This is a genomic window from Streptococcus sp. CCH5-D3, assembly GCF_001556435.1.
Lineage (GTDB): Bacteria > Bacillota > Bacilli > Lactobacillales > Streptococcaceae > Streptococcus.
Window position 1 is genome coordinate 17,303 of the sequence record NZ_LSIW01000051.1, and the last position, 13,559, is coordinate 30,861.

The following is a 13,559-nucleotide window of genomic DNA, read 5'->3' on the forward strand; positions in this document are numbered from 1 at the left end:
GTAGAGAAGGGGCATTTACTAACAGGACTAATTTTGAAGGCAAGATAAAACTACCTTTTGATATCTAAAAGGTAGTTTTGTGTTTACTTATTTCCTGTAAAGAAATTAACGATATGGTTCCACCAAACTTTTAAGAAGAAACTTTTCTTGATAGATTGGTTGGCTGTTACCGAAATTTGAGGCGGATCAGAGATGTAACCTGTTCCTACGAGATTCTTATCATCAAAGGTTGCTGTTCCAATAGTGTCACCTTTTTTGATAGGTGCTGTTATGGTTTTTGCTTTGATTATAACAGCATCATTTTTGCTGTTTATTTTTTGAATGACTGTAAGGTCTGACTCGAGCTTAGCAGAGATGGTTTGACGGTCTCCATCGGCTACCTTAATATCATTTTTCTTGACGATTTGTCCTTTGGTGTTGAGGGTTTTGATTTCCCAGTTTTGAGTCACATAATCTAGCAACTCATTTGTGGCTGTGAATCGAGCAGCTTCATCCTCTCCGCCATTGTCCGCATTCATAACAACTGTAATCAAACTCATGCCATTTTCATTGGAGTGGGCTACAAAGGATGCCCCTGCAAGTTCGGTTGTTCCAGTCTTGAGTCCATCAACGCCTTCACGGTAGTTGTCTTGCCTCTCCAACATGTAGTTGTGTGTCGTTAATTTGTTGTCACCTTCGAAGTCAGTTTCGGTTTGCTTGGTGATTTCAAGTACCTGAGGATAGTCTTTGATGAGGCGGTCCGCAATAATGGCAACATCTAGGGCGCTCATCGTATTCTCGTCATCTGGTTTTGAGCCAGGATAGCGGTTATCCCCAAGATATTTATTATTTAGACCAGAAGCGTTATATAATTTAGCATCTGTAATGCCCCATTCTTTTAGTTGGGCTGTCATAGTGTCAACGAAGGCACTCTCTGATCCTGAGATTTTTTCAGCCAGAGCAATAGCAGCACTGTTAGCGCTGGAAATGAGGGTGGCATCTAGGAGTTGTTTAACAGTGTATTTTCGGGAATCCAGTGGGACATTTGAAACTTCTGAATCAACGGTTAAGTTGAAAGGATAGTCTGAAATATCTACTTCAGTGTCCCAGGTAATTTTTCCTTGATCAACTGCTTTATAGACCATGTAGGCTGTTAGGATTTTAGTCATTGAAGCCACACCATCAGGGGTAGTGGCGTCCTTTTCATAGAGGACTTTCCCTGTAGTTGCTTCGATAGCAATCGCATGTTTAGCGGAAACATTGAAGTCATCTGTCTGTTCTTGTGCTAGAGCAGGTGTTACTAGGCCTAGTAAGATTAAGGCAATCATAATGATGTGTTGTAATTTTTTCATAGTCATTCCTTTGTCTCTCATAAGTGTTTATTATATCACAAAACGACTTAAATATCTGAGAGAAAGGGAATCTTAGCTGCTAACTTATGCCGGAGCTCTGCCATTTTTGACTATATTATGGTAAAATGAAAGTTATATCAAATGAATGATATAAAGTTGACCGGTTCGTTTTTATAAGGGCTGGTCATGGATAAAAAGAGGGATCAAACATGGCTAAACAAACTTTTGAGATGACCTTTGCAGGACGCCCGCTTGTCGTTGAAGTTGGGCAGGTAGCCAAGCAGGCTAATGGTGCTGTCGTCGTGCGTTATGGAGATACAACGGTATTATCAACAGCTGTTATGTCTAAAAAGATGGCAACTGCAGATTTCTTTCCTTTACAGGTTAATTATGAGGAAAAAATGTATGCAGCTGGTAAGTTCCCGGGGGGCTTTAACAAGCGTGAGGGTCGTCCTTCAACAGATGCCACGTTGACTGCTCGCCTCATTGACCGTCCTATTCGTCCTATGTTTGCGGAAGGTTTCCGAAATGAAGTTCAAGTCATTAACACCGTCCTCTCTTATGATGAGAATGCTAGTGCTCCGATGGCGGCTATGTTTGGCAGCTCTTTAGCTCTTTCTATTTCTGACATTCCTTTCAATGGTCCGATTGCTGGGGTTCAAGTGGCCTATGCCGCAGAAGATTTCATCATCAACCCAAGTGCAGCGGATAAGGAAATTTCACTTTTAGACTTGACAGTGGCAGGTACCAAGGAAGCTATCAATATGGTAGAGTCGGGTGCTCAGGAATTGTCTGAGGATATTATGTTGCAAGCACTCTTGAAGGGACATGAGGCTATTCAAGAGTTGGTTGATTTCCAAAATTATATCGTTGCAGCTGTTGGTAAGGAAAAGGCCGAGGTTGAACTTCTACAAGTTGATGCTGATTTGAAAGTCGAAATCGAAACCGCTTATTATGATCAGTTAGCTAAGGCTGTTCAGGTGGAAGAAAAACTAGCGCGTGAAGCAGCAACCCAGTCTGTTAAAGAAGAGGTCCTTACTTCTTATCAAGAACGCTTTGCAGAAGATGAAGATAAGGAAACCATTCTGCGTGATGTAGCAGAAATCCTTGAGCAGATGGAACATGCCGAAGTGCGCCGTCTCATTACCGAGGATAAGGTTCGTCCAGATGGTCGTCGTGTGGATGAAATCCGTCCTTTGGACGCAGAGATTGACTTTCTTCCTAAGGTTCATGGTTCAGGTCTCTTTACACGTGGACAAACTCAAGCCTTGTCAGTTTTGACTTTGGCACCTATGAGTGATACACAACTTGTTGATGGTTTGGATCCAGAGTATAAGAAACGTTTCCTTCATCACTATAATTTCCCTCAGTATTCAGTGGGTGAAACAGGGCGTTACGGTGCACCAGGTCGACGTGAAATAGGTCACGGAGCCCTAGGTGAACGTGCCCTTGCTCAGGTTCTTCCAAGTGTTGAAGAGTTCCCTTACGCTATCCGTTTGGTAGCAGAAGTCTTGGAGTCAAATGGTTCTTCCTCACAAGCCTCTATTTGTGCAGGAACCTTGGCTCTTATGGCTGGCGGTGTACCGATTAAGGCGCCTGTTGCAGGGATAGCCATGGGGCTTATCTCAGATGGTACTAACTACACTGTCCTGACTGATATTCAAGGTTTAGAAGACCATTTTGGAGATATGGACTTTAAAGTAGCTGGTACACGTCAAGGAATTACAGCTCTTCAGATGGATATTAAGATTTCAGGTATTACACCTGCCATTCTCGAAGAGGCTTTGGCTCAAGCCAAGGTAGCTCGTTTTGAGATTCTTGACGTTATTGAGTCAGCAATCGCTGAGCCACGTCCAGAATTGGCACCAACGGCGCCTAAGATTGACTGTATTCAGATTCCTGTTGACAAGATTAAGGTTGTCATCGGTAAAGGTGGCGAAACGATTGACAAGATTATCGCTGAGACTGGTGTCACTATCGATATCGATGAAGAAGGTCTTGTTCAGATTTTCTCTAGTGATCAGGATGCCATTAACCGTGCTAAAGCTATCATCTCCGATCTTGTACGTGAAGCTAAGGTTGGAGAGGTTTACACTGTACCAGTTGTGCGTATTGAAAAGTTCGGTGCCTTTGTTCACCTCTTCAATAAGACAGATGCTCTTGTCCACATATCAGAACTAGCTTGGGAACGCACTGAGCGTGTCGAAGATGTGGTTAAGGTTGGGGATATGGTAACTGTTAAAATTATCAAAATCGATGAAAAAGGACGTATCGATGCCTCAATCAAGACCTTGCTTCCTAAGCCTGAAAAGATTGAGGACGGGGAAAATAAAGGAGAGCATCGTCACCGCCGTCGTTCTCATCACAAACCACGCCACCATAATGAAAATGGTGAAGCACCGAAAAATCCTGATAAATCAGAAACGAAAGAACAGATAGAAGAATGACAGAAAATCAAGAATTGCAAGCTTTTGATGAAACTCTAAAAGAATTTTTAAAGGAACCAGACCACTTTTTGACCAGTTTGGCTTTGGTTAATCACTTACAACGTACTCCCGTCTTGGCTGCCCAAGACCTCTACGCAGTTGAAGTGGAAGGCAAGAAGGTTGTTCCTGTCTTCACTAGTGAACAGGACTTACAATCTTTCAAAGCTACTCAAGAGAGTGCTCGAGAACAGACTTGGATAGAACGTTCAAGCTTAGATATCCTAACACAACTGGTTCAGGCAGAGCTTTTTGGTATTGCTTTCAATTTAAAAGAGGATGGTGATTTCTCAAATACCACTCTGTTTGCAAGCAGTGAACTTATCCAGTTTATCAACTATTTCACTCAGACGCTCAATAACCTTTTGGGTGAGGAAAATCAAAAGGCGGATCCTGAAGATAAGATTTATCTTGTCCCAGCCTTCATTCACAAACGCGAGGAAGATGGTCAGGATGACCGTCTCTTTGCGACCATGTCGAATGCAGAGGGACAGAGTTATGTGCCTGTGTTTACGAACTTAACGAGCTTTGCAAAATGGTACGGTAACGAAACTTTTGGCCTACCTTTCCGTAAGGCTAAAGGGACGATTTTACAATGGCCACTGTCAGAAATTTACCAGCCTTCAACAGGTGAAAATGAGTTGGATAAGGTTCAAGGTATTGTCATCAATCCGTTTGATGAGCAACCTGAGTTAGTCGATTGGTCTTATTTTGAGGGGGATAGCGAGTAGACCTAGTGTTTACAGCTTTCCACTTTAAAGAAATAATAGGGCCACAACAAACAATAATAGCAATAATGATGTAAGGAGTGACCTAAATGGGTTGGTGGAAAGAAAGTATTGATATAGTAAAGAAAAATGACCCAGCAGCTCGGACGAGTCTGGAGGTTCTTTTAACCTACCCTGGATTAAAAGCCTTGGCTGCTCATCGTATCTCACATTTTCTCTGGCGCCACCATTGTCGACTCTTAGCGCGTATGCATAGTCAGTTTTGGCGCTTCTGGACTCAAATCGAGATTCACCCAGGGGCTCAGATTGCTGAAGGTGTTTTCATTGACCATGGCTCAGGCCTTGTCATTGGCGAGACAGCTGTTGTGGAGAAGGGTGCTATGCTTTACCACGGTGTCACTTTAGGTGGTACTGGTAAAGATGTCGGAAAACGTCACCCAACCGTTCGTGAGGGTGCCTTGGTTTCAGCCCATGCTCAGGTCATAGGCCCTATTGAGATTGGAAAGAATTCTAAGGTCGGTGCGGCAGCTGTGGTTGTTGCGGATGTCCCAGAAGATGTTACAGTCGTTGGTGTTCCTGCTAAGGTTGTGCGTGTTCATGGTCAAAAGGATGAAGAAGTTATCCACGATATTGAAGAAGGTCGTGAATACTATAGCGAAAAGCTAGAAGACCTTCTAAAAGCAGCTAGCTTCCACTCATCACGGCTATAAGGAAAGGAAACGATGAAACTTTTTAGTTCAAAGGTAACTCGATTGACGGTCGTGGGCCCTCTTGCCCTTGTTTACATTGCTTTACATAGAGCAGACTATAGCATGGCAGCCTTGTGGTTTTGCATTGCTCTTTTATGGGTTGGTCTTGTTTTTAAGCAACGTCACAAGTAATACTTGAGTTATGAAAAATTTATTCAAAAACAATCCTTTTTTGGTCTTCTATATAGTTGGGAGTTTCCTTTCAGCTATGTCTCTCTTGGCTCAAGGTCAGCTGGTAGCGGCTATATGGATTATCATTCTTGTGATACTCTTGTGTTTATACCTAAACCATATCAAGGATAAAAAATAGTTTCCAGTTAATTGAAAGGAATCTCTAGTGATTAAAATTTATGATACGATGACGCGTTCGCTCCGTGATTTTGTACCTTTGACAGAAAATGTTGTCAATATGTATGTCTGCGGACCAACAGTTTACAATTATATTCATATCGGAAATGCCCGTTCAGCAGTAGCTTTTGATACTATTCGTCGTTATTTTGAGTATTGTGGCTACACAGTCAACTATATTTCCAACTTTACGGATGTAGATGATAAGATCATCAAGGCAGCTAATGAAGCTGGTATTTCAACTAAGGAATTGTCGGACAAGTTTATCGCAGCCTTTATGGAGGATACTGCACAGCTTGGCATTAAACCAGCGACACAAAATCCTCGTGTTATTAACTACATGGATGAAATCATTGCATTTGTGTCAACCTTGGTTGACAAAGGATTCGCCTATGTCTCTGAAGGTGATGTTTACTTCCGAGTAGCCAAGTCAAACAACTATGCTAAATTGGCTAACAAGACTTTGGAAGATCTTGAAATTGGTGCAAGCGGACGTACGGATGCTGAAACAGAACGTAAGGAGAATCCTCTGGATTTTGCCCTTTGGAAAGCTGCCAAAGAGGGAGAAGTTTCTTGGGACAGCCCGTGGGGACCTGGTCGTCCTGGTTGGCACATCGAATGTTCAGTTATGTCGACTGAAATCCTTGGAGATACCATCGACATCCATGGTGGAGGGGCAGACCTTGAGTTTCCACACCATACCAATGAAATTGCCCAATCAGAAGCCAAAACTGGCAAGACCTTCGCCAACTACTGGATGCACAACGGTTTTGTCAATGTGGACAATGAGAAAATGTCAAAATCCTTAGGTAACTTTGTAACGGTTCATGATATGCTTAAGACAGTCGATGGTCAAGTGCTTCGCTTCTTCCTAGCAACACAACAGTACCGTAAGCCAATTAACTTTACTGAAAAAGCTATTCATGATGCTGAAGTCAATCTTAAGTATTTGAAAAACACCCACAGTCTTCCATTGACAGATCAGGTGAATCAAGATGAGTTGCAAACTTATCTTGAAGCCTTCCAAGAAGCTATGGATGATGACTTTAATACAGCGAATGGTGTGACTGTTCTGTTTGACATGGCCAAATGGATTAATTCAGGCAATTATGACCAAACCGTTAAGGATGTTTTTGAAAAAATGCTCCAAGTCTTCGGTATTGTTTTCGAAGAAGAAGTCCTTGATGAAGATATCGAAAAACTCATTGAAGAGCGTCAAGCAGCGCGGGCCAACAAAGACTTTGCGACAGCAGACCGCATTCGCGATGAATTAGCTGCTCAAGGTATCAAACTTCTTGATACCAAGGATGGTGTGAGGTGGACACGTGACTAAACACCTTGATGTCAACCTTATTAATGGTATTGCTCTCGCTTTTGAGGGAGATGCTGTTTATTCCTTGTACATTCGCCGTCACCTGATTTTTCAAGGTCAGACCAAGCCAAATCAATTGCACCGTCTAGCTACACGCTATGTGTCGGCAAAGGCGCAAGCTAGTCTCATTGAAAAAATGCTAGAGCAAGAGCTTTTGACTGAAAAAGAGCTAGATATCTATAAACGAGGTCGTAATGCGAATAGCCACACCAAGGCTAAAAATACAGATGTCATTACCTATAAAATGTCAACAGGCTTCGAAGCAGTCATGGGCTATCTTCATATGACCGAGGATATTGCTCGCTTAGAGGAACTGATTGCTTGGTGTATTGACGAAGTTGAAAAAGAAATCTAAAAATTCTGCCGAGAGCAGGATTTTTTGTTATTTAAAGGCTATAAAAATTGTGACAATTAGTTGAAGCTTCAAAATTTAGATTATTTGAGAATCAAAGTAATTCAGCGATTTGACAATAAAAAATAAGATGAAACTAATATTTAGCACCTTGAAAATGAGAAAGTTAAGGGATGTCTGACACGTGTAAAACCCTGATATTATAGCGTTTTTTAATAAAACTAATTTGACAGAAAGTAAAAAAAAAGTCTATAATATTAGTAAATGAGGCCATAAAAAATGAGGAGGTGAATGGAAATAGCTAAGAAAAAAGTTTTCTATACAACTTTTGCTGCTTTGATTTTATCTAGCTTTACGCTTCAAACAGGTAAAGCAGATGAGGTTCAGGTAAAACCTGATGAAGCTAAAATAGATTATGTTAATAGTGAGGCACCGGCTCCAGTTGCTCCTCAGGCTGATCTTTCTTCAGTAGGAGCTAAGGCAGAGCCAGCGAGTCAAGTAAGTTCAGTAGTGACCTCAACGTCACTGATGGTTGTCTCTTCAAGTGAGACAGATGAGGGGCTTCTTGAGGTACATTCTCAAGTTGATATCGTGGAGACTAGCGTTTCTACGACGACACCTCATTCAGAAGAGGCTCGTGCCCAAGCTTTTGGTGAGGATCGATCAGTAGCGGCGTCTGAACGAGGAGATGCAAATCCAACATCTGATTCTGAACAAGCTAAACCAAATATTGTGCTTACTTATGATAAGTCTCGTGAGGCTACAGCGACTGCAGAGTCACAAGCTGTGACTTCAATGTATAAGAGTGAAAGTACACTATATACATCAGAACTTGCTGGAAATACACATGATGTTATTGAAAAATCAGAGTATTCTTCATTGGATTCTCATAAGACATTTGTAAGTGCAACTCATACTAGCCAAGCTATTGCAACTTCTGAAGTCGCTTCTGAGTCTGCAAGTACTGCTAGCTCTCTTGCATCTACGGCTCCAGAAACGAGTCAGTTAAATAATAATTCAGAAGATAGCTTAACTGTCCTCACGATTGGTTGGAAAGATTCATCATCAACTTCTGAGGTCTTTGAAACTTCTGAAGTGGTTTCTATGTTGCAAAGTGAGAGTTTGACCTATTCGTCAGAGGTAACCTTTACGGATGGACTCATCTCAGAAATCTTAGCGACTCCAATCACTTCTGAAGTATACACCGTTGTTCCAAAACGAGATAGTACTGGAGCGCTTCTTGAAGATCAACCTGCTGTTACAGGGAATACAGACATTCTTTATTTAGCACGTGGTGAAATCTTTAACGTCAATTTTGATGTTAACAAGATGGAAGGTAAGAAGATTAAGGGCCTTAATCTAGTCCTTGATGGCAAACAAATTCATCATAGTTACTTTGTTGAAGGAACTCTGGATGAGGTCAATGCTGGTTTGAGTGCCTACCATTTGGCAGAACAAACGACTGGTATTCATAAAATGACCTTTGAGTTGATTGATACGAATAACAATATTCATTACCTGACACAGACTTTTAGCGTCTTCAATGAAGGCGAACGTCCAGTGACACCTGATAGTTACCGTAGGAATCAGTATTCATCAACGACAACAACGACTGTACCGGTTACTTATAATACCAGTGCAAATAACTATACTGAGACCGCCAATCATATACAAGCTACGGCTGTTAATGAGTTGGCTGAGACAACTAGAGCGTTAACACAGCAATTAGCAGAACAAATTGCTGAGGTTTTGAGTGGTTGGTCTTCAGCGATTTCTGGAAATAATTCAACAAGCACAGGTTCAATTGATATCTTCCAAGCGGCAGGTAAAACCATTACTCAAGCTGCGAGAAAGATTGCAGAATCAATCTCAGATCCAGATACAATTGGTAAGCAAGCTTTGGCTGCTGCAACTGTTGTTCTAGTTCTCCTAGTGCTTTACCTAGCAGCAATTACATTTATTTAACATGCTTTGCCCTCGTAAGAGGGCTTTTTTTATGATAGAATTAGCTTATGAAAACAACTAAAGAAACAAGTCTAGACATTGTTTATGGTGTGCACGCCGTAACAGAGAGTCTAGAAGCAAATACTGGTAATAAACTCTATATTCAAGATGATCTTCGAGGGAAAAATGTTGATGCCATTAAGGCCTTGGCAGCTGAAAAGAAGGTTTCCATCTCTTGGACACCTAAGAAAACCTTGTCTGATATGACAGGTGGGGCTGTGCATCAAGGTTTTGTTCTTCGTGTGTCAGAGTTCGCTTATTCTGAGCTCTCAGTTATTATGGATAAGGCTGAACAAGAGGAGAATCCTCTAGTCCTCATTTTAGATGGACTTAACGACCCTCATAACTTTGGTTCTATCCTACGTACAGCTGATGCTACTCAGGTGACAGGAGTTATTATTCCTAAGCATCGTGCTGTGGGGGTAACACCTGTTGTTGCTAAGACATCAACAGGGGCCGTGGAGCATATTCCCATTGCCCGAGTGACTAATCTTAGCCAAACTCTTGATAAGCTTAAAGTAGCAGGCTTCTGGGTGTTTGGAACGGATATGGATGGGACCCCATCTCATAAATGGAATACAGCTGGAAAGGTTGCCCTTATCATTGGTAATGAAGGTAAGGGAATCTCTGCTAACATCAAGAAACAAGTGGATGAGATGATTACTATACCCATGAGTGGTCATGTGCAGAGCCTTAATGCCAGTGTGGCAGCAGCAGTTCTCATGTATGAAGTTTATCGAAACCGATTGTAACTATGAAAAAAAGAATACTTCTAGTTGATGGTTATAATATGATTGCCTTTTGGCAAGAAACCCGTCAACTCTTTAAGACCAATCAGCTTGATGAAGCTCGTGAAACATTGCTTCGTAAGCTCAATCATTATGCTAACTTTAAACATATTGATATTATCTGTGTGTTTGATGCCCAGTTTGTTCCAGGAAGTCGTCAGCGTTATGATCAGTATCGTATCAGTGTTATTTTTACTGAGGAAGATGAGACAGCAGATAGCTATATTGAGCGCGCAGCGGCTGAGATGAATACTGTTCAAAATTTAGTTGAAGTAGCAACTAGTGACTTAAATGAACAGTGGGCTATCTTTTCACAAGGAGCTTTACGTGTTTCGGCGCGTGAGTTGGAAGAGCGTGTCAATACTGTTAAGTCTGACTTAGACAAGATGTCGGCACATATTGACTTAAAGACACCAAAACTACGTCCATGGGACGATGCACAATTAGGGAAATTACAGGACCTTTTAAATGAAATAGAATAGAGGGACATATGACATTTAACATTTTGACAGATTCCACAGCAGATCTAGATGAAAAATGGGCTCAGGAGAATAAGGTAGAGCTCGTTGGTTTGACCATTACGCTTGATGATATTGCCTATGAGACCGTTGGTCCTAACCGTTTAACGAGTGACCGTCTCTTAGAACGTATGCAAGAAGGCAGTCAGCCTACCACAAGCCAGGTGAATGTTGGTCAATTTGAAGAGGTTTTTCGTCGTCACGCCAAAAATGGTGATGCCCTTCTTTATATTGCCTTTTCATCAGTGCTTTCAGGTACTTATCAAAGTGCTGTTATGGCGCGTGACATGATTTTGGATGAATACCCAGAAGCTGTCATTGAGATTGTAGATACTCTAGCGGCAGCAGGTGGGGAAGGTTATCTCTCTATCTTGGCGGCAGAAGCTCGTGACCAAGGTAAGAGCTTATCTGAAACGAAAGCCATGATTGAGGACATTCTGCCACGTTTACGGACTTATTTCTTAGTTGATGATCTCTACCATCTCATGCGTGGGGGTCGCCTTTCTAAGAGCTCAGCTATTATTGGTAGTTTGATTAATATTAAACCTCTCCTTTGGTTAGATGCTTCGGGCAAGTTGGTTCCTCTGGCCAAGATCCGTGGACGTAAAAAATCCATTAAAGAAATGGTCCTACAAGCTACCCAGGATATTGGACATAGCACAGCAATTGTTGCTTATGCCAATGATATTGAAGCGGCGGAGAATCTAAAAGAACAATTGTTAGCAGTTGACGGCATTGAGCAAGTTCTCATTATGCCACTTGGGCCAGTTATTTCTACCCACGTCGGACCAGATACCTTGGCCGTCTTTACGATTGGTAAAGAAGCTAGATAGAAAAAGTGTCAGATAGGCTTTCCTATCTGATTTTTTGTTTTCTGAAATGATAGATTAATAGAATATAAAAAGATAATCCATACAAAATGAATGATATATTTGACATAACGTAAAATAATGCTATAATAAATCTAGAAAATGGAGGAAACAAAATGAAAAAGTCAAAGAAAAAAGTAGCTAGCACGATGGATGAACGTGCTCGATTAATCAGTGCGGAATCTGCTGCTGGAGGTTATTGGGTGGCTATGCTTGGTCTATTTGTAACGATTCTGGTTACTGCTAAGACACACTCCCTAGAATTAGCTCAGTCCTTATTATTCATCACCTTCTTTGGTTCTATGTGCGTAGTCGTAGTGCACAGCGTATCACGGAATGGGCACCCATGGTTGCTAGACAAAAAACTTGAGAAGAAGATGCTTATAATTTCCTGGGTAATGTGTTTTTTGGGAATTTTTATATTGCTAATGGGCCTCTTAAGTTTATTTCAGTCGTTTAAGATAGGGAAGAATCTTATGAGTAGTGTAGCATTTTTGACATTGGGTTTGACCCTTATTTGTGACTGCTGGGTTATTATTAAAAGAATCAAGAAGAACCGTTTGGAAGAACTAGAAGACGAAGAATAGGATTTTTGAATGAAAAATTTAAAAATGAAGTCAGCTCGTGTAGCAAAGGATCTCACTCAACAGGGGTTGGCAGATGCTATAGGAGTCTCTCGTCAGACTATCTCAGCTATTGAAAAGGGAGACTACAACCCGACTATAAATCTGTGTATTGCTATCTGCAAAACTCTGGACAAAACTTTAGACCAGCTTTTTTGGGAATCTGAAGATTAATTTGTACCCCCTTAGAGGTTAATTAGGTATGATTTCTAGTCTTCCACCTTATAAAATTAGAGACTAAAAAAATACAAAAAATAAAAGAAAAACACCTCCAAATGACTTGCCTTGGACGTGTTTTTTTGATATTATGTTAAACGGTATTGTTTACCCCATTTGAAAGGCCCCGGAACCTTCCAAATACTTTTCGATGGGAAGGAACACCCATCACTCGTAAACAAAAATCGAACTATATATAGGAGAAATCATGAACAAAACAACATTTATGGCTAAACCAGGCCAAGTTGAACGTAAATGGTATGTCGTTGACGCAACTGATGTGCCACTTGGACGTCTTTCTGCAGTAGTTGCTAGCGTACTTCGCGGAAAAAACAAACCAACTTTCACACCACACACTGATACAGGTGACTTCGTAATCGTTATCAATGCTGAAAAAGTTAAATTGACTGGTAAAAAAGCAACTGATAAGATCTACTACACTCACTCAATGTACCCAGGTGGATTGAAACAAATCTCAGCAGGTGAACTTCGTTCTAAAAATGCTGTTCGTTTGATTGAAAAATCAGTTAAAGGTATGCTTCCACACAACACTCTTGGACGCGCACAAGGTATGAAATTGAAAGTCTTCGTTGGCGGTGAGCACACTCACGCTGCACAACAACCAGAAGTACTTGATATCTCAGGACTTATCTAATTCTAAGAGGAAAGGAGCACTAATATAATGGCACAAGCACAATATGCAGGTACAGGACGCCGTAAAAACGCTGTTGCACGCGTACGTTTGGTTCCAGGTACTGGTAAAATCACAGTTAACAAAAAAGATGTAGAAGAATACATCCCACACGCAGACCTTCGTCTCGTTATCAACCAACCTTTCGCAGTTACTTCAACTGAAGGTTCATACGACGTACACGTTAACGTTGTAGGTGGTGGATACGCTGGTCAATCAGGTGCGATCCGTCACGGTATCGCTCGTGCACTTCTTCAAGTAGATCCAGACTTCCGCGATTCATTGAAACGCGCTGGACTTCTTACTCGTGATGCACGTATGGTTGAACGTAAGAAACCAGGTCTTAAGAAAGCTCGTAAAGCTAGCCAGTTCTCAAAACGTTAATTCGTTGCTGGACAGCAGAGTACAAACGAAAACACTTTGCAGCTTGCAAGGTGTTTTTTTTTGTATGAGAACTACTGGCGGTGCGCAATTAGGATAGCTCTAG

General features: G+C 41.4%; 14 protein-coding genes. 13 read left to right on the forward strand and 1 reads right to left on the reverse strand.

What is annotated here, in order from left to right; translation table 11 throughout:
* Positions 1-83: 83 nt before the first annotated feature.
* Positions 84-1,331, reverse strand: a complete 1,248-nt coding sequence (gene pbp3, locus AX662_RS02375) for a D-alanyl-D-alanine carboxypeptidase PBP3 (protein WP_060971523.1) — start codon at positions 1,329-1,331, stop codon at positions 84-86.
* 209 nt (positions 1,332-1,540) lie between these two features.
* Here pbp3 and pnp point away from each other — a divergent pair, with 209 nt between their 5' ends.
* From pnp to rpsI, 13 genes are all read left to right on the forward strand, one after another.
* Positions 1,541-3,778, forward strand: coding sequence for a polyribonucleotide nucleotidyltransferase (gene pnp, locus AX662_RS02380; protein ID WP_060971524.1), 2,238 nt, complete (start codon positions 1,541-1,543; stop codon positions 3,776-3,778).
* Entirely contained in the window at positions 3,775-4,545 is a 771-nt protein-coding gene (locus tag AX662_RS02385) for an SseB family protein (RefSeq protein ID WP_060971525.1), read from the forward strand. Before pnp ends, AX662_RS02385 begins: the two co-directional genes overlap by 4 nt.
* Positions 4,546-4,631: 86 nt before the next feature.
* Complete coding sequence (gene cysE / locus AX662_RS02390; protein WP_014633706.1) at positions 4,632-5,252, forward strand: serine O-acetyltransferase; 621 nt, start codon at positions 4,632-4,634, stop codon at positions 5,250-5,252.
* A gap of 376 nt (positions 5,253-5,628) precedes the next feature.
* Positions 5,629-6,972: a cysteine--tRNA ligase gene (gene cysS / locus AX662_RS02395; RefSeq protein WP_060971526.1), complete on the forward strand. Its 1,344-nt coding sequence runs from the start codon at positions 5,629-5,631 to the stop codon at positions 6,970-6,972.
* Positions 6,965-7,366 carry a Mini-ribonuclease 3 gene (locus tag AX662_RS02400; protein ID WP_002886359.1) on the forward strand — a complete coding sequence of 134 codons (402 nt, stop codon included), beginning with the start codon at positions 6,965-6,967 and terminating at the stop codon, positions 7,364-7,366. The genes cysS and AX662_RS02400 overlap by 8 nt, the downstream gene beginning before the upstream one ends.
* A 288-nt stretch (positions 7,367-7,654) precedes the next feature.
* Positions 7,655-9,328 carry a hypothetical protein gene (locus AX662_RS02405; RefSeq protein WP_060971527.1) on the forward strand — a complete coding sequence of 558 codons (1,674 nt, stop codon included), beginning with the start codon at positions 7,655-7,657 and terminating at the stop codon, positions 9,326-9,328.
* Positions 9,329-9,375: 47 nt separating this feature from the next.
* The gene (rlmB, locus tag AX662_RS02410) at positions 9,376-10,119 is read left to right on the forward strand and encodes a 23S rRNA (guanosine(2251)-2'-O)-methyltransferase RlmB (protein WP_060971528.1); all 744 of its coding nucleotides are present in this window, start codon (positions 9,376-9,378) and stop codon (positions 10,117-10,119) included.
* Between the two features lie 2 nt (positions 10,120-10,121).
* Positions 10,122-10,637 carry an NYN domain-containing protein gene (locus AX662_RS02415; RefSeq protein WP_060971529.1) on the forward strand — a complete coding sequence of 172 codons (516 nt, stop codon included), beginning with the start codon at positions 10,122-10,124 and terminating at the stop codon, positions 10,635-10,637.
* An 8-nt stretch (positions 10,638-10,645) separates the two neighbouring features.
* Complete coding sequence (locus AX662_RS02420; RefSeq protein ID WP_060971530.1) at positions 10,646-11,506, forward strand: DegV family protein; 861 nt, start codon at positions 10,646-10,648, stop codon at positions 11,504-11,506.
* Positions 11,507-11,658: 152 nt separating this feature from the next.
* Positions 11,659-12,129: a hypothetical protein gene (locus tag AX662_RS02425; protein WP_060971531.1), complete on the forward strand. Its 471-nt coding sequence runs from the start codon at positions 11,659-11,661 to the stop codon at positions 12,127-12,129.
* Between the two features lie 9 nt (positions 12,130-12,138).
* The gene (locus AX662_RS02430; protein WP_002886373.1) at positions 12,139-12,339 is read left to right on the forward strand and encodes a helix-turn-helix transcriptional regulator; all 201 of its coding nucleotides are present in this window, start codon (positions 12,139-12,141) and stop codon (positions 12,337-12,339) included.
* Between the two features lie 250 nt (positions 12,340-12,589).
* Positions 12,590-13,036 (forward strand): 50S ribosomal protein L13, encoded by a 447-nt coding sequence (rplM, locus tag AX662_RS02435; protein WP_002886374.1) that lies wholly within the window; start codon positions 12,590-12,592, stop codon positions 13,034-13,036.
* Positions 13,037-13,063: 27 nt separating this feature from the next.
* Entirely contained in the window at positions 13,064-13,456 is a 393-nt protein-coding gene (rpsI, locus tag AX662_RS02440) for a 30S ribosomal protein S9 (protein ID WP_002888293.1), read from the forward strand.
* Positions 13,457-13,559: the final 103 nt, after the last annotated feature.

Excerpts from the sequence above, each read along its gene's own strand:
- AX662_RS02425 (WP_060971531.1), top strand. The coding sequence starts at position 11,659 with ATGAAAAAGTCAAAGAAAAAAGTAGCTAGCACGATGGATGAACGTGCT.
- pnp (WP_060971524.1), top strand. The coding sequence starts at position 1,541 with ATGGCTAAACAAACTTTTGAGATGACCTTTGCAGGACGCCCGCTTGTC.
- rpsI (WP_002888293.1), top strand. The coding sequence starts at position 13,064 with ATGGCACAAGCACAATATGCAGGTACAGGACGCCGTAAAAACGCTGTT.
- rlmB (WP_060971528.1), top strand. The coding sequence starts at position 9,376 with ATGAAAACAACTAAAGAAACAAGTCTAGACATTGTTTATGGTGTGCAC.
- AX662_RS02420 (WP_060971530.1), top strand. The coding sequence starts at position 10,646 with ATGACATTTAACATTTTGACAGATTCCACAGCAGATCTAGATGAAAAA.
- pbp3 (WP_060971523.1), bottom strand. The coding sequence starts at position 1,331 with ATGAAAAAATTACAACACATCATTATGATTGCCTTAATCTTACTAGGC.
- rplM (WP_002886374.1), top strand. The coding sequence starts at position 12,590 with ATGAACAAAACAACATTTATGGCTAAACCAGGCCAAGTTGAACGTAAA.
- AX662_RS02385 (WP_060971525.1), top strand. The coding sequence starts at position 3,775 with ATGACAGAAAATCAAGAATTGCAAGCTTTTGATGAAACTCTAAAAGAA.
- AX662_RS02415 (WP_060971529.1), top strand. The coding sequence starts at position 10,122 with ATGAAAAAAAGAATACTTCTAGTTGATGGTTATAATATGATTGCCTTT.
- AX662_RS02405 (WP_060971527.1), top strand. The coding sequence starts at position 7,655 with ATGGAAATAGCTAAGAAAAAAGTTTTCTATACAACTTTTGCTGCTTTG.
- cysE (WP_014633706.1), top strand. The coding sequence starts at position 4,632 with ATGGGTTGGTGGAAAGAAAGTATTGATATAGTAAAGAAAAATGACCCA.
- AX662_RS02430 (WP_002886373.1), top strand. The coding sequence starts at position 12,139 with ATGAAAAATTTAAAAATGAAGTCAGCTCGTGTAGCAAAGGATCTCACT.